Genomic DNA, 21,390 nt, shown 5'->3' with positions numbered 1-21,390 from the left:
TTATGCCTGAGCAAGCAGAATTTTAGCCTGCTTGATATGCTCAGCTCCAAATCCTTGATTCAGTTCGGCATGAGGTAACACCAGCTTAAAAGGAATTTGTAATTGCTCACACTGCTCCACCACACCCATCATATATTTGAGCTTTTCTTCATGCTCGACTGACGGCATATGATGATAATGAATATCAACACATCGATCCTTTTGATGCTCTTCAAAAACTTTAATATACAAACCTTGTCCACGAGCAGCCTGCTTCCAAGATACACTTTGTAATGAGTCGCCGACCTGAAAACTTCTTAATTCTTTAAACTCATCTTTTTCCTGATCCAATACAAATTCATTTGAAAAGCTTGTATTCGGATTTATTTTGGCTTGTGGCGCAATCCATGCATGTCGACCATGAAAGATATAAGTCCAAGCTCGAACAAGTCCAAATGGATACACTGAAGCAATGTGTATATCGGGATAGTTATACTGTCCTCGTTGATCAACATGAATCGGTATAACACATTCAGACTGTTTTTGGTCAATGTGAATGTGCTGTGTCTCAGAATCGATGGAGATCGATAAATAACGTGAATATGAATAAGGTTGATTCAAGTAGATTTTAAATAAAATCGAGTGCCCTACCTGTCCGACTTCATCAGTAATGATGTCTATCTCAAGACCATGCAATTGTTTAAAGGTGATATAAAAACTAATGCATAAGATCGCACTAATTAAAAAGCAGAAACCTAATATCAAATTATTGGCATAGTTAATACCCGCAATAAATGTGATCAAAATCAACACAAGATATAAGAAACCTTGCTGATAAATAAAAATCAAAATATCGCGTTGACCAATTTTTTTACTCTGCTCAAACCGAAATCTTTTTTTTAACCATTGCTTCCAGATACTGGTCACCTGCATACCCTCAAATCAATTTAACCTGATTCATTAGGGAGACCGTCTCATCCTCACTCAAGTTTAATCGATGAGCGCATACTGCTGAAAATACAGCTTTTACATCATCAGGAATGACAAAGGCTCTGGCATGCACGATCGCTCTCGCTTGTGATGCTCGTTTTAAAGCCAATAATCCACGCGTCGATAAACCATGCGAACTTTTTCGTGTTACCGCAGCCAAATCCAATAAATAGTCTTGAATTGCATCACTTAAATGGACTTGATGAGTCAAGGATTGCAATCTTAGTATTTCAGTCTCATTAAATACATGGATCAACTGTGCGATTAATTTTGCACGTGATTCTTGTTGAAGAAGTATTTTTTCTGCATGGCGAGATGGATAGCCAAGAGATAACCGCATGAGGAATCTGTCTAACTGAGACTCTGGTAGTGCATAAGTCCCGCTTTGAAAGAGTGGATTCTGAGTCGCTATCACCCAAAAAGGCTGAGGTAAAGCATAACGCTGTCCATCAATCGTGGCGTAGCCCTCTTCCATCGCTTCTAGCAATGCACTCTGTGTCTTAGGACTACAGCGATTAATTTCATCTGCCAAAAGAACTTGGGTAAAGACAGGTCCGTACTTAAATTCAAACTGATGCTCTTTTTGATTAAAAACATTCACGCCAATTACATCACTGGCGAGCATATCATTGGTAAATTGGATTCTTTGAAATGATAAACCTGATAATGATGCCAAACTACTGGCCAATGTGGTCTTACCCAATCCAGGTAAGTCTTCAAATAAAATATGACCACCTGCAATTAAACTACATAAAGCCAATTCAGTTTGCGTATTTTTATCCAAAACAATTTGATTGATTTGTTCTAGAAATAATGAAATTTTGGGAGTAAATGATTGAATCTGAGATTCTAACTCAGGCTGTATAATATCTTTTGATTGAACACTCTGCTTCATTCCCCAAATCATCATCTACATTTCCAAAACTATATATTTCTACCATACAGGTTTTTTTTATTTTCTCAAATATTTCTAATAATCAGTGTATTAAAGAATCAGTATCAAACTTAATGCTGAATAAGCTTCAACTGTGTGAGCATCTCTTTAGGTCCAATTTGAAGGCTTGAATTATTGTTTTCCGCCAGCTTGATCTGTTCAATAAAATAGCTGTTGATCGGTGCATTCACCCCGAGTGTGTTGGCAAGTCTGACCACTTCACCATTAATCCAATCAACCTCCGTCGTGCGCCCTAAATTCAGATCATCCTGCATAGATGAACGAGCTAGTGGATCAATGGCTAACATTTTGCGACTGATCAACTTAAACAACCAATTAGGAAGTCGAAGAATATGAGGAATAATGTTCGCTGGTACAGGCGTTAATTGTGCGGGTTGAATATTTGCCTGCTTTAAAATTTGAAGCGTCTCTAACTGTGCCTGAGCAAGGCACTTTCGATACATTCGATTAGTAAGTTGATTTCTTAAAGTTAGACCAGATAAAGCGTTAATCGAATTGTTCAAGTTGAATAAGACTTTAGCCCACTGTACCTCTAACATATCATCACGGAATTCAAATTGTAGTTTCGCCGCATCTAACACTATTTTTAGCTGATTATTTTCTGCAAATTTTTTTATCATTAATATTCCATCAGAACCTTGATGAAAATGAGACGGTTTGAGTTCTGCGACATTAAATGGAACCATTCCTTCCATAATTTCCGATTCTGGCAGCATTTTTTTTAACCGTGGAACATTACTCACCCCATTTTGAAAACTGATGAGACTCGGTTTATTGACTGTGTCACAACTTCGTATTTCAGATGCCACTTGCTCTGTCGCTGCTGATTTTACACAAATCATGACTAAGTCCGTGTCTAGGACTTCTGCTAGATTTGTTGTAAGTCTTAATTGATCTGGAGTGAGCTTATGATGGTAGCCGTTTAAATCACTGAGCTCCAACCCATTTTGGCTTAATTTTTGATAGCTTCTTTCTCTACAGTAAAATGTCACCTGATGGCCTGCTGCGACCATTCTTCCACCGATATAACACCCAATCGACCCAGCACCATAAATTCCAATTTTCATGTTTTTATCCTTTGTTATTGATCAAGAGTATACGAGTTTCAGAACAATAAATTTGTCAGGTTTTATACAATTAAGACAAATAAAAAACGACACCTCAGTGCCGTTTTTTATGTAAAGCTAGAAAATTAACATGGACATTTCTTCATACCGCCTGCTGCACTTGGATAGCGTGCATCGACACAATAACGATGAAAAGTTTTTTCATCCATTGGCTCTAAGTCAGGGTGATGCTTTTTCATATGTTCTACATAGTTTTGGTAATCTGGCACACCCACCATTAAACGAAAACTTTGTTGTAGCCGCTGCCAAATCAGTTGAACTGTTTTGATTCCATTCAACATTAAAAACTTCTTCGGCTGAGCCAAAATCGTGAATTTAATGATTTTACCCAATGCTAGCTTTTGACGAATTTGTTCTTTCAAACTCATTTGGTCTCTCCTGCAGGGATTTGATCAGTATAAATTGCTTCAGCTTCTTGAGCCGTTGGCTGCGGATTTGCTAAAGCACGACGAATCACTTTAATAGCAGCAAATAACATCACCACGGCAACAATCATAAAGAATGCACACAACGCAGCATTAATCTGATTAGATAAAGCAACAGTTTGCATTTCCGCAATTGATTTCGCAGGCGCTAAAATTTCGTTTCGCTCAATAGCCGCATTGAAACGATCTGCTTGTGCCAAGAATCCGATTTTTGGATTTTCATGGAAGATTTTTTGCCAACCAGCAGTCATCGCTGTAATGAATAGGAAAATCGTTGGAACAATGGTGACCCACACATATTTTTCTTTCTTCATCTTGAACAAAATGACAGTACCTAGCATCAGCGCCATCGCAGCTAAAATTTGGTTACCAATACCAAATAATGGCCACAAACTATTGATACCGCCCAGTGGATCAACTACGCCTTGATATACAAAGAAACCCCAGCCTGCGACTGCAACGGCAGTACCAATCAAGTTGCCCACAAACGACTTAGAGTTTTTAACCGATGGGACAACGATACCCACAGTATCTTGAACCATAAAACGGCAAGCACGTGTTCCTGCATCAACAGCAGTTAGAATAAATAGCGCTTCAAACAATATTGCAAAGTGATACCAAAATGCCATCATTTCACGACTATTAAAAATTTCAGTGATGATGTGCGCCATACCAATCGCAAACGTCGGTGCACCACCAGTACGAGAAAGAATTGTGCTTTCACCAACCTCTTGAGCAAGTAGTGTTAAAGCTTCAGGTGTAACCACAAATCCTAAATTACGTACCGCCTCTGCGGCACTTTCAACCGTCGTTCCTATCACCGCAGCTGGTGAGTTAATGGCAAAATAAACGCCTGGATCCAAGATCGTTGCACAGATCATCGCCATGATTGCGACAAATGATTCCATCAACATACCGCCGTATCCGATCATCCGGATATCGCGTTCATTATTTACGAGCTTAGGTGTAGTTCCTGATGAAACCAATGCATGGAAACCTGAAATTGCACCACAGGCAATGGTAATAAATAAGAATGGGAAAAGTGATCCAGAGAATACAGGTCCCGTGCCATCTACGAAGTGGGTAATTGCAGGCATTTTTAATTCAGGCATCGCAAATACGATACCCAATGCTAAACCTGCAATCACGCCAATTTTCAAGAAAGTCGATAAATAATCACGTGGAGCCAATAACAACCATACTGGTAATACAGAAGCGATGAAACCGTAGATAATCAATGCCCATGTTAACTCTGTACCCGATAAAGTGAATAATTGCCCCCAATAAGGATGTTGAGCAATATTTTCACCGTAGATGATACCGAGCATCATCAGTACAAAGCCAATGATTGAAACTTCGGCAATCTTTCCTGGACGGATATATCGCATATATACGCCCATAAATAATGCAATTGGAATGGTGGCGGCAATACTAAACACACCCCATGGACTATTGGTTAATGCTTTAACCACCACGAGTGCAAGCACAGCTAGGATAATGATCATTACCCCTAATGCGCCAAGCATCACAATAATTCCTGCAAATGAACCCAGTTCTTGTTTTGCCATTTCACCCAGTGAACGTCCGTCACGGCGTGTAGAAATAAATAAAACTAGAAAATCTTGGACTGCACCTGCCAGTACAACACCGACTAACAGCCAAATCGTTCCTGGTAAATAACCCATTTGCGCAGCAAGAATAGGCCCAACTAACGGACCAGCACCTGCAATCGCAGCAAAGTGATGACCAAACAGAACACTTTTATTTGTAGGCACATAATCTAGACCATCCGCTAGACGGTGCGCAGGTGTTAAACGCCGAGCATTTAACTCGAATACTTTATTAGCAATAAATAAACTATAAAAACGATATGCAATACTGTAAACACAGACTGCAGCGAGTACGAGCCAAACTGCGTTGACATGTTCTCCACGACTAACCGCTAATATTCCAAAGGATACTGCACCGATTATGGCCACAATAATCCAAATCAATTTCGAAGTCATGGATGACTTCGGTTGTATTTGATCCATATCAAACCCTCATTATTTCGTATTTGCAATCAGCTCAATTTTATTATTCGTGTTACTGCTGTTTTCCCTTGCGACTATACTCCTCAATAATTCTTCTTTACCTTAGACCTTGGCATTAAAAAAGGGATGATTGTCATCATCCCTTTCGATAATAGTATAAATTTACACCATTATGCACGTTCTAAGTATTCACCAGTACGTGTATCAACACGAACGCTTTCTTCTTGTTGAACGAATAATGGAACACGTACTACAGCACCTGTTTCAAGTTTCGCTGGTTTACCACCACCGCCAGAAGTATCACCACGTACGCCTGGATCAGTTTCAACAATTTTTAATACCACGAAGTTAGGTGCATTCACTGTTAAAGGAACACCATTCCATAACATGATTGTGCATTTTTCGTTTGAATCGTCTTTCAACCATTTCGCAGCATCACCCATTGCAACTTTATCAGCCGCAATTTGCTCGAAAGTCACAGGATCCATGAAGTTCCATAGTTCGCCGTCGTTGTATAAGTAGTCCATTTCTACTTCTACGATATCTGCTGCTTCTAAAGAATCACCAGATTTAAATGTTTTTTCTAATACTTTACCTGATTTAAGGTTACGTAATTTAACACGGTTGAACGCTTGGCCTTTACCTGGTTTAACGTATTCGTTTTCCATGATTGAGCATGGGTTACCATCAAGCATTACCTTAAGGCCAGACTTGAAATCGTTCGTAGAATAATAGGCCATGAGAGGCTCACTCCAAACTTACTAACTTTAATCTATTAATGCGATGGGCTGCTACACTGTCATTTAGCAAGTCTGACAGGTGCATGATATGCCACATGCACATGCATTTATGTTGCGTATTCTAAATGACCAACCTACTCTGCCGCAATGATAAATTCCGAAATACAACGTTTAAGCTGTCTAAGTTCCATGCAGAACTACTGTTGTAGACTTAATTTGATCATCTTTAGGCTTGAGTATTTTCATCCCAACATTCAATAAAGAAGGCTTAATCAGGACACAACTGAGTTTTTCAATGGGTTTTGATTTAAAATGAAGCCTTTCATCTCCCTCTAAATTTAAACTGTATGACCCACTATTTGTATCAAGAGCAACATTGGCAAAATCAACTCAGCGATTTAATCACTGACCCACATGAGCTCATTGAACTCTTGGAATTGCAACCTGAAGATTTAATACATGGTGCAATTTTGGCATCAGCCCAATTTAAATTAAGAGTCCCTCGCGCCTTCGTCGCGAAGATGCAAAAATCTAATCCTGATGATCCACTGTTACTTCAAGTACTCCCTCATCATCTGGAATTAAATGAACATCCTGATTTTGTGACAGACCCCCTTGATGAGGAGGCTGCCAATTTAATTCCAGGTGTATTACATAAATATCAGTCACGTTTTTTACTGACTTTAACAGGTGCATGTGCTGTTCATTGTCGTTATTGTTTTAGACGTCATTTTCCATATCAAGAAAATTTACCTAAAAATGACGACTGGAAAAAAATACAAGACTACTTACTCGCTCATCCAGAAATCAATGAAGTGATCTTAAGCGGAGGGGATCCCCTAACACTTTCAAATCGTAAACTTGCCGTTTGGATCGATAGATTAAGTTCAATTCCACATCTTAAAATTTTGCGTATTCATTCTCGAGTTCCAATCGTTATCCCAAATCGGCTTGATGATGAACTTATTTCTCTGTTAAAAAACAGTAGGCTACGTATTATTCTAGTGGTACACTCAAACCATGCTACTGAAATTGATGACTTTACCGCTTCGAAATTAATGCAAATTTCACAACAAAATATTTTGGTGTTGAATCAAGCTGTGTTATTAAAAGGTATTAATGATCATCCTGATATTTTGGTTGATCTAAGTCATCGATTATTTGATGCGCGTGTGATGCCTTATTATTTACATGTGTTGGATAAAGTGAAAGGTGCTCAGCATTTTGATTTACCAAGTGAATCTATTGATTCAATCTATAAAGAGGTTTTGGCAAGGTTGCCTGGATACTTGGTTCCAAAGCTGGTTAGAGAAATTGCGGGAGAACAGAATAAAACACCGCTTTATGGAGTTGCCACTTTTTAGAGACTCATTCACATGCTTCAGGCTCAGATTTCAGAAATTTTTCACTATCCTACTGCCTTGACTCGAGATCAACTGAGTTTTGCAAATGCAAATGTTCATGACTTAGGTTTTTGGGCATCTCAACTTTCAATTATGCAATTAGGTGACACCTCTGAAGCGGTGTTGAAAGCCCTATATGAAATCGCTGAACTCAAATGTTCGGAAACATTGCGCTTTGATCTTATTCAAGCGCTACACCCTTTGATCGAAAATATTTTAGAGAGACTTGAAAAAAACTTTTTAAATCAAGGTCTTTTTCTATCTGACCGTAACAAAGATATTATTGAATTAACCACTCGCTTGAGAACATTATTTGCTGATATCTACATAGATATTGCACAGCGCAGTGAAATGCAGCTAAAACAACAAAAGTTTTCTATTTTGAAGTTTGCTCAAAAGCGTAATCTGAAAACTGCACGACTCCTTTCCAGTTATTACGCTCTTCAACAATTGGGTTTATTGCTAGTACAACAACAGATGCTTTATCGTTCTGCCTTGTCTAAGCAATGGTTAATGACCCATTATCTGTATGATTTGGCATTAAAAAACCAAGAACACACGGTCAATATTAATTTATTGCAAGGCACTCATCACGCTTTAAAAAATATTCAACAGTGCTATGCCCAAGTCTTATTATTAGAAATATTTAATACTCACCAAATTCGTCCTTCTGAGATCTACGCGCTCTATCAATGCACAGCGGATTGGGCACAATTAGTGCAAGTTTTACCACGCGAAACCGCTTTATCTCGTTACGTCATTGATACCACTAAAGATCATCCGCCAGTTTACAACCGAAAACACCATGAGAGTTTTAAACCAAACATTTTCGTGGCGACACAATCGTTGCTTGAGCATGTCAACTTAACCATTCAAAAGGACAATGAATATTTATCTAAGAAAGAGAAAGCATATTTAACTGCGCCTCTTAAATTTCATGTACAAAATGTTTTAGGCTCGACCATTGAACGCCGACATGAACGTTATGAACATTCCGCTCAGTTACAACTCTGTTTCAGTTTACTTACCGCTCATTATTATCTCTCTAAAACCAAAACTTTTAGCGAAACCTTACGACTAACACCGCCTAAATCAAAATCAGAAGACGAGTTTGCATTTACATATTTAAATGACTACCCAGATGCCTATACAGACAAATCAAACAAGGTTCTAGATAAACAGACACGTCAAATCCATGCGGCTCAAGTTTTAGATATCAGTTTAAATGGTTATCGCGTACGTTGGTTAGAAGAAGAAGCACCTCCAAATTTAAGAACTGGTGAATTTATCCTGATCAATGAGGGAGTGAACAGCAAATGGAAAGGTGGTGTAATTCGTTGGATCAAACAATCTGTTAAAAAAAGCTATGAACTTGGGCTTGAAGTGATTGGACCCGACATCCACCCTTGCGCCGCAAAAGTTTATACAGATCGAAGTTCTTTTAATTATCATCCATGTTTATTTGTACATACCTTGAAGATTGATGCTCCACAGCATTCTCTTATTTTGCCAAATTTACAGTTTTTCAAAGAACAACAATCTATTTATTTACGCTTAACTGATCAAGATATCAAAGTAGAATTGATAAAGACCATGCTCATCACACAAAGTTTTGTTCAATTTGAATTTGAATTATTTAATGATGAGCAGCAATATCTGATTGATGAATTTTTACAACATCAAAACCTTGAATCAAATCGTTTTCAAGACGTATGGGAAGCATTGAAGTGAAAAACCTACTTCTATCAACACAATTAAAGCAATCTGGAATGCGCTTACTCATTGTCGATGATAATCAGATTCGTTATAACCATATTATCTCTTTACTCGAAAAACGCGAGTACAAGGTAGAAGCAGTGCTACTCGATGATCAAGTGAGTCTTGAAAAGCAACTTCATTTAGATTGGGATTTAATTCTGTTTGGTCGTGCCTATGAACTGACCTTAACTCATTTTCTTCGACTGCTTGCAGATTCTGATAAAGCTTTTACCCCAACACTTTATCTAGCTCCAGAAGCGCTAGAAATGTCTGAAGTAAAACTCATTTCGATGGGCATCTACGATGTTTTAAATATTGATCAACCTGAACAATGTTTACTTAAAATTATTCGAGCATTGGCTTTTAGTCGCTTACAAAAAAATCAGATGCAATTAACGGATGAACTGAAACACAATGTTCAAATTAAACAAAATTGGATCGAAGAGCATAAAAAAGCAGTTGCAATCATAGAAGAAGGGATTGTCGTTGAATGCAACCATGAGTTTACGCATTTATTTGGCTTCAACACGTTTGATGACGTTATTGGATCCCCGCTCATTGATTTAATACAACCTGAGGATATTCAATCTTTTAAAGCACGATTTAAAAAATTAGCTTTCGGTAAATTTGAGTATGGACCTTTTGAACTGATTTCTCTTAATCCACAGTTAACACATCAAAATCCAGTCCAAATTGAATGTAATCCTACAGATCAAAATCAAATCATTGAAATTACGATTTCAACGCATTTTCAACAGGATGATCAACCATTTAGTTCTCAACTTGAGACTGCACCTCACCAAGACAGTAGAATTGCACCACACACAACATTGGCAAAAATTTTACAACATCTTGAAGAACACCCTGCTCAAGAAAATGCTTTGGTCATCTTCAGCTTAGCCAGTTGTCCAGACTATATCTTGAGTTCTGATTGGGATACTTTTAAAGGCTATTTCGGCAAACTTTCAGACTTTATTCTCGAACAGACCAATGGCGCTGTATTTAAAATTGAAACAGCCCTGTATGCCACTATCATTCAAGCTGAAACGATTGAAGTTCTAAAATCAAGACTCTCTGCACTACATGCGCTTGAAAAACCTAGGCTCGTCAATCTGGGAGATCAAACCTATCAACAGCATGTCAAAATTGGTTATAGTCTCTTCAAACTGTCAGATTTAAATGTAGATAATTTTGAACAGCTCATTGCAAATGCTTATAACACACCCCTACCCAATTTATTGAGCAATGATGCTGCTTTAGAGACAACGCTTGAAGAAATTGAAGAGATTCATTTTGAAGTTACTCAAGCAGATGAGCCGACCTCTATTCAGTTGAATACACCTTCTTCTGAAGTAGAGCCTGATCATTCAACAGAATTTGTATTTCAAGCAATTGAAGAACCTGTACAGTCAGACGAAGTTCACGGCGATATCCTAGTACATCTTCGTAAAGTTCTTGAACGCGATCAAATTACGCTAAAGTTCCAACAAATCTATGATAAAGAAGACACTAGTCTTAATACCTATGAAGTAAGCAGTGGGTTTATTTTTGAAAACCAATGGATTCAATTGGACGATATTGAAGAATTGGTGGATGACCCTGAGTTGTCTATTAAAATTGACCGATGGATTTTGGTTGAAGCAGCAAAGCAACTGCACAATTTTTTAACACAATATCCTGAAGCTAAACTGATTATTAATTTACGACACCATGTTCTTTTAAAGCATCATCAATTGGCAGAATTAATTTCAAAACTGCTCATGATTGTAGGCGCAAAAGCACCTCAACCACTGATTTTACAGTTTAAAGAAAAATACATTGCTCAACATTTAAATGAAATTCTGCCTGCGATTGAGGTATTGAGAGCACAAGGTGCAGATATTGCCGTTTGCGAGTTTGGATTAAGTAAATGTAGCGATCTCATTCTCAAAGTTGCCAATATTCAGAATTTCACGCTGCATGAAGAATTCACAGATGATTTAAATACTGAAGAAGGTATTGAACGTTTTAAACAAGCGATTGAATACTTCAATAGTCATCGATCAGTCAATTTATTACTCAAAAATCTCAATGATATGAATAGCTTTGCCAACGCGTGGAATGTCGACGTGAGATTTTTACAAGGTGATTATTACCAGCGTAAATTGGATCAGCTCATGAATGTTCAAGATCAAAGTTAATTCCAAATTTTGGACATAAAAAAACAGGCTGAACGCCTGTTTTTTTTATTTTGGGTATTAACGTTTGATAGAACGTGACATACCAGCAAAACGTTGTTTGAACTTGTCGATACGACCGCCAGTGTCAACGTTCTTTTGCTTACCAGTATAGAATGGGTGGCAAGCTGAGCATACGTCTAGGTAAAGTGTTTCTTTACCAACAGCTGAACGAGTTTCGATTACGTTACCGCAAGAGCAAGTAGCAACTAATTTTTCGTATTTTGGGTGAATATCGGCGCGCATGGTCGATTCTCCATAGAGTTAAGAAGGCTTTAGCTGTCATCGCAATTGATCACTCTCTTCATCCATTACAACAGACGCAGAGGAAAGGCTGAAATACAGCAGATCAACACCACAACAGACCATTCTTTTGGCCCACCGAGACGGCTTCCGTCAGAGCTAAGCACAACAAGTGGACGACATTATACGCCACTTTATTTCAGATAGCGAATTTTTCCTTTAAGACTTTTCAATTTGCTTGGACCAATGATTTGCAATAATTCCGCACACCATTAATTGGATTTGATGGAAAATCATAATTGGCAATATGATCATCCCCATAGGTTGTCCAATGAAAAGAATTTGCGCCATAGGCACTCCACTTGCGAGTGTTTTCTTAGAACCACAAAAAAATACAGCAATTTGATCGGCACGATTAAATCCAAACCACTTTGGGGCGTGATAGGCTAAAAGCATAATCAAAGTCAGAAGCACAGAGCATGCAATAATTAACCACATTAAGGTCACCCCACTGACTTCATTCCATAGACCTGCTACGACTGCACTACTGAATGCGCCATACACCACCAAAAGAATTGATCCTTGATCAAAAGTTTTGACAATGCTCGGGGCTTTTTGAATCAGAGGAAAAACGATAGGACGCAATAATTGTCCCAGAATAAATGGAACCAATAAGAGCAGAATAATTTTGACTATCGCATTGGTTGGATCGAACCCATGATCAGACTGACCTAAAATAAATAAGGTCACTAATATAGGAGTGATAAACATACCAATAATATTAGAGAATGAAGCACTACACACAGCACTTGCGACATTACCACCTGCTACAGAAGTAAATGCAATAGAAGACTGAACTGTTGAGGGTAAAAAGCACATAAACAAGAAGCCCCAATACAGTTCTTGTCCAAGTAGCGGTAGCAATACAGGTTTAGCTATTAATCCTAGAATTGGGAAAACTGCGAACGTCAGTGCAAAGACCAAACTGTGTAATTGCCAATGTTTAATGCCTTGAATCACCGCCTCACGTGATAACTTTGCACCATGTAAAAAAAATAGGATTGCAATTGCAATCGTGGTGAAATAAGAAAAATAGTGAGCAGCAACACCTGAAATTGGCATCACTGACGCTAAAATCACCATAACAAACAGCAATATCGTGAAACGATCTAACGCTAAGAGCTTTAGCACCCCATATCCCTCTTTTTATTCTATCTGAATTGAAAATAAGCCCAATACACATTGATTGGGCTTATCTTTAAAATTTTACTCACCAATCAGCGAGTGAAATTTAATTATTTCTCGCGTTACTGTCTTGTTGAATAAGTTCAATCTTGTAACCATCTGGATCTTCCACAAAAGCGATTACGGTTACGCCGCCTTTCATTGGTCCAGCTTCACGGACAACGTTACCACCACGTGCTTTGATTTCTTCACACGCTTTATACGCATCATCCACTGCGATCGCAATATGACCATACGCATTACCCAGCTCATAGCTGTCTGTATCCCAGTTATGCGTTAGCTCAAGAACAGTATTGTTTTCTTCATCACCATAACCCACAAAGGCTAAAGTGAATCGACCTTCTTCATAATCGCGTTTACGAAGCAAAGTCATACCGAGTACTTCAGTATAGAACGCCAATGAACGCTCTAAATTGCCTACACGTAACATGGTATGTAACATTCGCATAAAATTTACCTATTGATTGAAAGATGTACTTTTCAACTGATTTAACAATTTCGCCACCCAAATAACAAGTAACAAAATAGGTAAACCCATTAAAAAAGTCATAAAGAAGAATGATGAATAACCGAAGTTTGTCACTATTGTACCTGAATAGCCACCAATCATCTTTGGAAGTAATAACATCAATGAACTAAAAATTGCATATTGCATTGCTGTAAATGAAACGCTAGTCAAACTTGATAGGAATGCAATAAATACTGCACCAGCAAGTCCTGATGCGAGATTGTCAAATACAATGCCCATCACCAGCCACACCTTGCTATAAGGGACAACCACTTTACCTTTGAGTTCGACTATTTGATCACTATCAACTTGAACAGCTGGAAGATCAGATAAAGTCATACGTGACTTCGGTTGGATCGCTGAAACTGTTTTATAAATATGATCTTGGATTAATTCATGCGCCTGACCTGCATGCTGCACAACCGCTTGAACCGTAAATTTATTGTGGTCTTTTAGACTGTCTCCCGGGACGACCACGCTCCAATTATTTTGATCCAACTTCGCAGGTATCACTTGCTGATTTGAAATACGAATATTCAATGTTTGTAGTGTGCTGTCAGCTTTTAAGTTCGAGAGTTGACCGCGAATAATGACATCCTTGCTTAACTCATCTTGGTAGAGAACATTATCCCCTCCAATGGCTTGGATGAAAATCTGAGAATCATCTTGACTCGAATAGCGTTGAAGCGGGATTTCAACATTCAGGGCTTTATCATAACCATCAGGGGTGGATAACACTTGAATACTATGATGTTCAGCAAAATTAGATGCAGGGAGCTTTAAAGACCAGTTCCCCACTTCATCAGGAGTCACTTGATGCTGTTGACCTCCCATTTGTACCAAGACTTGATTCATCGTTGGTCCAGATTTTACGAGCCCCACAAAGATGAGATTGGTCGTGCTGGCAACAATAGCGCCCACCAACATCATTTTCATAATGTTATAACGCTGAGCTAATAAGCCTCCAAGGAAGCCACCTAAAATTACAAAAAAAATGGCGAAAAACTTGTTAAACCAAGCGATTTCTTCTTTATCAAAATTCAAATCAAGATAAAAAAGATTGGCAACCACTCCAGCGACAATATCTGAAATTCGATAAAAACCAATGAGTAATAAAATAGCTAACGCAACTTTCAAACCATAACGTTTGAAGAAATCTAAAATCGGTGATAGCCATGTCTCGACGACTATTTTTTCATCAATGAGTTTTGCTCGGATTAATCCAAATACGACTAGCACAGCCAACGCCACACTCGCGAAGAAACGTAAAACTTGCCCGATAAATGACAAAAAATTACCATCAATATGTAACTGTGAAATCCAAGCACCAAATTGGAGAAACCCACAAACGAAAACTACTGTTGAAATCACAAAGACGATAAATAACTGAAAATAATCCTTTGCTTGATATTGATGAGGTTCTTGATTTACTACCGGTTCATGAATCACTAAAGTCGTCACAATCCCAATCATCATCAATCCAGCCATGAGTAAATAGGTGGACTGCCACGCCTCATAAATATAGTTACCCATGGCTGTACCAAGTGATGCAGCGAAGAGTAATGCACCGAGCTGAGTTACAATGGTCGCAATTCGATAACCTGCGTTATAGGTCGAAGCCATAACCGTCTGAACACTCGTATCTTGTGTCAACTCAATACGATAAGCATCCACGATAATATCTTGTGTCGCTGATGAGAATCCTAGAAAGATTGCGGATATCGCCATGAACGTTAAACTTGAAAATGGCCCTACACTTCCTCCATGAATACTCGGATCAGTAAATGCCATTGAACAAATAGCAATTGCAACCAAAATCTGTGAAACCAACAACCACCCTCGTCGTTTACCCAATTTCCTTGTTAAATAAGGTAATGGTAATCGGTCAATCAAAGGTGCCCAAATGAACTTGAAGGCATAAGCTAAGGCTGCCCATGAAAACATGGTAATGGTACTACGTTGAATACCGGCTTCACTCAACCAGAAAGATAGAGTTGAAAAAATCAGAAAAATTGGGATACCTGATGAGAAACCCAAAAAAAGCATAATGATCGCGCGTCGATCAAGAAAGGCTTTAAATGCCGAAGTCCATCCAGCTGATTCTGGTGACGAAGATTGTGATGTCATTGCGTTGTTATTTTCAGTGAAAAGTACTCTCGCTATTCAACTCTGTAATGCGCTTGGTTTCAATATAATTTACGCAAACTTCACCGAGTATTTCATCAATTTGATCTATCTCAACTTGATATTTTTGGCTAAACCTGTATACCTTAAACTATCAAATGTAAATTATAGTTTTGGATTTCACCTGTGACCCAGAGACACGATCAAATTAGTTCCACCGCAGTAGCTTTAACCACGACATCCACAAACTTAGAACAAAACTCGCAAAACAAGCTCCTATCCGTATTTGAACTTGAAGCCACGCAAAACACCTTGAATGCAACAGCACTCAAACCAGAACAACTGACGCATATTCCAAATTATGACAATATTCCTGCGTCTACAAAACGTATCAAGCCTCTTAATAATTTTTTAGGACAAGATCGTGCTAAAGCATCTGTAGAAGCAGGCATTGCCCTTCCATACTCAGGCTATAACATCTTTGCTGTGGGTACGGCAGGGTTGGGTAAACGCACCATGATTAAGCGCTTACTCCAACAACATGCCAAAGATATGCCTACACCGGATGATTGGGTTTATGTATACAACTTCAAAAATGCACGCAACCCAATTGCGCTTAACTTTCCTGCAGGACAAGGCGCAAAGTTTCAAAGTACGCTACATCAAACATGGCAAACCATTTTCAAACAGCTCGAACGTCGTTTTAGTGCTGAAACGTATCACAATCGGATAGAAAAAATTCGTTTAACGACAGGTCATGAACAACAACAAGCTTTGATTGAGCTCACCAAAGAAGGTGAAGAGCTTGATTTAAAGTTGATCAGTCGTAATGAAGAACACTGCTTTATCCCTGTTCATATTAAAGACAATAAAATTCAAGAGATGTCTCAAGATGACATCAATGCACTGAGTAGCAAAGAACGTTCTGAAATTGCGTCCAATATCCGTTATATGGATAAAAAGCTTGAGCGTTTAGGTTTACAAATTGGTGATCTTGAAGATGAAGCACGTGATATGGTGTCTGAGTTGAATCGTGACATTGCCAAACAAGTCATTATTCCTCGCATGGAACATATTTTAAATAAATTTCCAGATATCAAACATCTTGAACAATACTTAAAATTATATGCTCAAGATATTATCGACAATGTGGAAACCGTACTAGAACAGGAAGAAAGTGATTTTTCACCTGCATTATTTAACCGTGTCCCTGCGCGTTACCAAGCAAATTTAGTCATTAGCAACAAGCCAAATTCTGGGGCACCAGTCATCTTTGAAGATTTCCCCACACATTACAACTTACTTGGCCATGTTGAACAATTAACGCAAAATGGCACTATCAGCACTGATTTCACTTTAATACGACCTGGTGCACTGCATCGTGCCAATGGTGGTTTTTTAATGCTTGAGGCTGAGCAGCTTTTAGAACAACCTTATGCATGGCAAGGACTCAAACGAGCGATTAAGTCTGGTCAAATTAAACTCTCATCTCTAGAGCACATGCTAACGCTGACGGGCAGCATTTCAATTGAGCCAGCATCGATTCCATTACAATTGAAAGTCATTTTAATGGCTGAACCAGAAATCTATTATGAGATTCTGGAGGTGGAGCCTGAGTTAGGAAGTATCTTTAAAATCAGAGCTGATTTTACTGACACATTACAACGTAATGACGAAAATGAACAAGCTTATATGCATTTGATTGCAGACTATGTTCAATCCTCTAAACTACTTCCATTTGATCGTTCTGCCTTGGCTGCTTTACTGACCGACTCAAGTCGTCAAGCAGAGGATCAGAGTTCGTTGTCACTACATGCCTTAACTTTAGGTGATCTGATTCATGAATCTCATCACCATGCATCCAAATCTAATGCAACTATGGTGACAGCAGAACATATCGGCACTGCGCTCAAACACCGCCAATATCGTCTAGGTTATTTACGAGAGTTGTACTGGCAAGATTTATCTCGTGGTACACAGCTTATCGAAACGCGTGGTCATCGACTCGGTCAGATTAATGCTTTGTCTGTGATTCACTACGCAGATGTCGAGTTTGGCTTACCATCACGATTGACTGCTTCAGTGTATCAGGGTGGCGGCGATATTTTAGATATCGAACGTAGCGTGGAGTTAGGAGGTTCACTTCATGCTAAAGGTGTACTGTTAATGTCATCTTTCTTGAAAGCACATTTCGGACGTGAACAAACCTTGCACTTCTCTGCCGCTTTGGCTTTTGAACAAAGTTACGGTCAAGTCGATGGTGATAGTGCAACCGTTGCAGAACTTTCCGCTTTAATTTCTGCGATCAGCCAACTGCCGATTGATCAGTCATGGGCGATTACGGGTTCAATGAATCAACTGGGTCAAGTACAACCGATTGGTGGCGTCAATGCCAAAATCGAAGGTTTCTTTGATGCATGTAAACTTCAAGGTTTAACAGGCAAACAAGGTGTCATTATTCCACGTCAAAACATGCAGCATCTAATGTTACGTCAAGATGTGATTGATGCTGTCGAGGCCGGTCAATTCCATATTCATGCCATCAACACAATTGATCAAGCACTTGAGATTCTCATGGCGCGTCCTGTCGGAGAATTAAATAAAAAAGGTCGCTATTCCAAAGGATCAATTTACGCTGCTGTCATGGAGCAGCTAGAATATTGGCAAGCCATTGAAGATGGCGCTGAAATTGAAGAAGAGCCAAAGAAAAAGAAAAAAAAGAAGAAAAAAGACAAAGCTAAAAAAGATAAAGCGATCAATGCTGAAGAACAACCTTCTCAACTCGCTGATGAAACTTCAAACTAGTTTGAAGTTTTCAAAATAAAAAAAGCACCCATCGGTGCTTTTTTTATTGCGCTCAAATTAAGCTTCAGGCGCTGGGCTATATTGCTCCACGAGCGTTTTTAATTCGCCTGTTTGGAACATTTCTAGCATAATATCACTACCACCGATCAACTCACCATTGATCCATAATTGTGGGAATGTTGGCCAGTTTGCAATTTGTGGCAAAGTCGCACGAATGTCTTGGTTTTCAAGAATATTTACATAAGCAAATGGGCGACCAATTTGGCTCAATGCTTCAACTGCACGTGCAGAGAAACCACATTGTGGGAACTGTGGTGTGCCTTTCATATAAAGAAGAACTGCATGTTTTGCAATTTGATCACGAATTAACGCTTCTGTATCACGCACTTGTTCAGTCATTGATTAAATCCTCAACTATTCTGCCTGCATTATACCTAAAACCGCCGTAAAGAGTATGGATTGGTAAATTTTTCCAGTTTAATTTGCAATTAGGCTTTTAATCTTAAGCAGATTTTGCTTAGATAAACTTTTATTTTCCACCTAACAAATACGAGTTAGACATGAACAATATCACCCTCGCTCCAGTTCAAACTGATCAACCATCTCATTTGATGCCTGTATTCAGCCGTCAACCGATCAGCTTTGTGCGTGGCCGAGGTTCGTATCTTTATACAGCTGAAGGTACAGAATATTTAGATGCGCTGACTGGCATTGCAGTATGTGGTCTAGGTCATGCACATCCAGTTTTGGCAGAAGCAATTGCAGAACAAGCGGCGACGCTTATTCACACCAGTAATATTTATGAAGTACCTTGGCAGACTGCAGCTGCGCAAAAGTTAGCTGAAGTATCTGGTATGGAAGAAATTTTCTTCTCGAATAGTGGTGCTGAATCAAATGAAGGTGCAATTAAAATTGCGCGTAAATATGGTCATATGCAAGGTATTGCTCTTCCGAAAATCATTGTAGCTGATCATTCTTTCCATGGTCGTACAATGGCAACACTTTCTGCGACAGGCAATAAAAAAGTACAAGAAGGTTTTGGCCCGCTCGTTGAAGGTTTTATCCGAGTACCTTTTGGCGACATTGAGGCAATTGAAGAAGCAGCAATCAACCATCCAGATATCGTCGCGATTCTCGTTGAACCGATCCAAGGTGAAGGTGGTGTAAATACTGCCCCTCAAGGTTTTAGTTATCTTGAAGAAATTCGTCAAATCTGTAATCAACATAATTGGTTGATGATGCTAGATGAAGTTCAAACAGGTAACGGTCGTACAGGAAAATATTTCGCGTATCAACATACCAATATTATTCCTGATGTCATGACGACAGCTAAAGGCTTGGGTAATGGTTTCCCAATTGGTGCAGTGATGACTCAAGGTAAAGGTGTAGGTATTCTTACTGCAGGTAACCACGGATCAACTTATAGTGGTACTGCATTAGGTTCGCGCATTGTCTACACGATTATCGATTTGATGCAAAAAGAAAATATTGTTGAAAATGCAGCAACAATTGGCCAATACTTAGTTGATCAATTCCGTACACAACTTGCAGATCAAAACGTTATTGTTCGCGGCTTTGGTATGATGATTGGTATTGAATTACCAAAACCATGCGCAGAGTTGGTGGATATTGCACGCATAGAGCACAATCTAATTATTAATGTCACCGCAGGTAATGTCGTTCGTTTGTTGCCAGCGTTGAATATGAATCAAGAACAAGCTGATGATTTATTAAAACGCTTAGTTCCAGCGATTAAAAACTTTTTGGCTTAAGCCAAGATCAATAAAAAAGCCGCATATTGCGGCTTTTTTATTAAGAAGAACACTTAAGATGCTTCTTGGAATACTCGACCACCAGGCAACTGGCTGAAATATTGTTTTAAAGCATCTAGGCAGCGATGAATTTTCATTGGTTGTTGTTCACGTTTTAATGTCATTGCATTCAAAGTGTATGCAGGTAACTTCCATTCAGGTAAAACTTCAACCAATGTGCCATTCATTAATTCTTTTTGCACATCCAGATATAATAATCGCGCAATGCCGTGACCATTTTGGCACAGTGATTTAGCGACATAAACATTGTTTGTCTGTAAACGATTTTCCATGGACACATTTACCAATTCACGCGATGTACTGTGTTCAAATGTCATCATTTGCTGATTTTTTACAATATTTACTGGAATCAAATCATGCTGTGCTAAATCTTCAGGTCTTGAAATAACTGCATTTTGATTCAAATAACTTGGTGAAGCCACCAAGACTTGATCCACACGTGCAAGCGGCAGACAAGATAAGTGATTAGACTCATCCACGCGAGAACACATTCTCACTGCAATATCGATTCTTTCTTGAATCAAATCGACAAATTGATTTTCAACTTCAAAGTGAACGGTTAAACCACGATGTGCCGAAATCCAATGCGACAACGCAGGAACTACATGGGTTGCACCGAGTTCTGGCGTTGTTGCAATACGTAAATCACCAACTAAATCGTCTCGTAACTCATTAATTCGAATTTTACCGCGCTCTGCTGCAGCAAGCATTTCTTGACAGCTATGAAAAAAGGCCTGCCCTGCTTCCGTTAAACTTAGTTTTCTTGTGGAACGGTGCAGAAGTGTTACTTCCATTTCTTGTTCTAGTGAACGAATTTGCTGACTAACCGCACTCGTCGTAATGCCTAAATCTCGAGCAGCACCACTGAAAGAGCTTTTTTCAACAACACATGCAAATACGCCCATCGAGCGAAGTTGATCTAACATAAATTTCCCTCTGAAATTATGAGATGCTTCTCTAATTAACAAAAATTAACAAAAGCAACTCATTGTATTATACGAAGAAAT

General features: G+C 38.8%; 17 protein-coding genes. 5 read left to right on the top strand and 12 right to left on the bottom strand.

Annotated elements, in window-relative coordinates; genetic code table 11:
- The 6 genes from AC1M9B_RS01085 to efp all read right to left on the bottom strand — a co-directional run bounded on the left by AC1M9B_RS01085 (position 1) and on the right by efp (position 6,249).
- Positions 1 to 906 (bottom strand): DUF58 domain-containing protein, encoded by a 906-nt coding sequence (locus tag AC1M9B_RS01085; RefSeq protein WP_481596853.1) that lies wholly within the window; start codon positions 904 to 906, stop codon positions 1 to 3.
- 10 nt (positions 907 to 916) lie between these two features.
- Positions 917 to 1,876, bottom strand: coding sequence for an AAA family ATPase (locus AC1M9B_RS01080; protein ID WP_481608634.1), 960 nt, complete (start codon positions 1,874 to 1,876; stop codon positions 917 to 919).
- Positions 1,877 to 1,974: 98 nt separating this feature from the next.
- Positions 1,975 to 2,991 (bottom strand): 2-dehydropantoate 2-reductase, encoded by a 1,017-nt coding sequence (locus AC1M9B_RS01075; RefSeq protein ID WP_481608341.1) that lies wholly within the window; start codon positions 2,989 to 2,991, stop codon positions 1,975 to 1,977.
- Between the two features lie 125 nt (positions 2,992 to 3,116).
- A complete protein-coding gene (locus AC1M9B_RS01070; protein ID WP_481588442.1) occupies positions 3,117 to 3,419 on the bottom strand; it encodes a YbdD/YjiX family protein in 303 nt (100 codons plus the stop codon).
- Positions 3,416 to 5,509 carry a carbon starvation CstA family protein gene (locus AC1M9B_RS01065; RefSeq protein ID WP_481608340.1) on the bottom strand — a complete coding sequence of 698 codons (2,094 nt, stop codon included), beginning with the start codon at positions 5,507 to 5,509 and terminating at the stop codon, positions 3,416 to 3,418. Before AC1M9B_RS01065 ends, AC1M9B_RS01070 begins: the two co-directional genes overlap by 4 nt.
- Positions 5,510 to 5,679: 170 nt before the next feature.
- Positions 5,680 to 6,249, bottom strand: a complete 570-nt coding sequence (efp, locus tag AC1M9B_RS01060) for an elongation factor P (RefSeq protein WP_035265851.1) — start codon at positions 6,247 to 6,249, stop codon at positions 5,680 to 5,682.
- 347 nt (positions 6,250 to 6,596) lie between these two features.
- On the opposite strand from efp, the gene epmB reads away from it, so the two are divergent.
- From epmB to AC1M9B_RS01045, 3 genes are read left to right on the top strand one after another with little or no spacing between them, the layout of a single operon-like run.
- Positions 6,597 to 7,613 carry an EF-P beta-lysylation protein EpmB gene (epmB, locus tag AC1M9B_RS01055; RefSeq protein WP_035265849.1) on the top strand — a complete coding sequence of 339 codons (1,017 nt, stop codon included), beginning with the start codon at positions 6,597 to 6,599 and terminating at the stop codon, positions 7,611 to 7,613.
- 12 nt (positions 7,614 to 7,625) lie between these two features.
- Positions 7,626 to 9,383 carry a GTPase gene (locus AC1M9B_RS01050; protein WP_481608339.1) on the top strand — a complete coding sequence of 586 codons (1,758 nt, stop codon included), beginning with the start codon at positions 7,626 to 7,628 and terminating at the stop codon, positions 9,381 to 9,383.
- Positions 9,380 to 11,590, top strand: a complete 2,211-nt coding sequence (locus AC1M9B_RS01045; RefSeq protein ID WP_481608338.1) for an EAL domain-containing protein — start codon at positions 9,380 to 9,382, stop codon at positions 11,588 to 11,590. The genes AC1M9B_RS01050 and AC1M9B_RS01045 overlap by 4 nt, the downstream gene beginning before the upstream one ends.
- A 57-nt stretch (positions 11,591 to 11,647) precedes the next feature.
- Here AC1M9B_RS01045 and rpmE read toward each other — a convergent pair whose 3' ends face one another.
- The 4 genes from rpmE to AC1M9B_RS01025 form a co-directional block, all read right to left on the bottom strand.
- On the bottom strand, positions 11,648 to 11,872 hold the full coding sequence (gene rpmE, locus AC1M9B_RS01040) for a 50S ribosomal protein L31 (protein ID WP_004971624.1): 225 nt from the start codon (positions 11,870 to 11,872) through the stop codon (positions 11,648 to 11,650).
- A 216-nt stretch (positions 11,873 to 12,088) separates the two neighbouring features.
- A complete protein-coding gene (locus tag AC1M9B_RS01035; RefSeq protein ID WP_481608337.1) occupies positions 12,089 to 13,060 on the bottom strand; it encodes a bile acid:sodium symporter family protein in 972 nt (323 codons plus the stop codon).
- Positions 13,061 to 13,160: 100 nt separating this feature from the next.
- The gene (gloA, locus tag AC1M9B_RS01030) at positions 13,161 to 13,562 is read right to left on the bottom strand and encodes a lactoylglutathione lyase (protein WP_481588447.1); all 402 of its coding nucleotides are present in this window, start codon (positions 13,560 to 13,562) and stop codon (positions 13,161 to 13,163) included.
- A gap of 9 nt (positions 13,563 to 13,571) precedes the next feature.
- Positions 13,572 to 15,749 carry an AmpG family muropeptide MFS transporter gene (locus AC1M9B_RS01025; RefSeq protein ID WP_481608336.1) on the bottom strand — a complete coding sequence of 726 codons (2,178 nt, stop codon included), beginning with the start codon at positions 15,747 to 15,749 and terminating at the stop codon, positions 13,572 to 13,574.
- A gap of 183 nt (positions 15,750 to 15,932) precedes the next feature.
- On the opposite strand from AC1M9B_RS01025, the gene AC1M9B_RS01020 reads away from it, so the two are divergent.
- A complete protein-coding gene (locus tag AC1M9B_RS01020; protein ID WP_481608335.1) occupies positions 15,933 to 18,551 on the top strand; it encodes a Lon protease family protein in 2,619 nt (872 codons plus the stop codon).
- 57 nt (positions 18,552 to 18,608) lie between these two features.
- Here the strand turns inward: AC1M9B_RS01020 and grxD are convergent, their stop codons facing one another.
- The gene (grxD, locus tag AC1M9B_RS01015) at positions 18,609 to 18,950 is read right to left on the bottom strand and encodes a Grx4 family monothiol glutaredoxin (RefSeq protein WP_092766094.1); all 342 of its coding nucleotides are present in this window, start codon (positions 18,948 to 18,950) and stop codon (positions 18,609 to 18,611) included.
- Between the two features lie 161 nt (positions 18,951 to 19,111).
- Between grxD and AC1M9B_RS01010 the strand changes: the two genes are divergently transcribed.
- A complete protein-coding gene (locus AC1M9B_RS01010) occupies positions 19,112 to 20,323 on the top strand; it encodes an aspartate aminotransferase family protein (RefSeq protein WP_092766093.1) in 1,212 nt (403 codons plus the stop codon).
- 53 nt (positions 20,324 to 20,376) lie between these two features.
- On the opposite strand, the gene AC1M9B_RS01005 is transcribed toward AC1M9B_RS01010, so the two are convergent.
- Positions 20,377 to 21,309 carry a LysR family transcriptional regulator gene (locus AC1M9B_RS01005; protein WP_179998372.1) on the bottom strand — a complete coding sequence of 311 codons (933 nt, stop codon included), beginning with the start codon at positions 21,307 to 21,309 and terminating at the stop codon, positions 20,377 to 20,379.
- Positions 21,310 to 21,390: the final 81 nt, after the last annotated feature.

This window comes from Acinetobacter sp. ANC_7513 (assembly GCF_056779915.1).
This window is presented reverse-complemented; position numbering and strand designations above follow the sequence as displayed.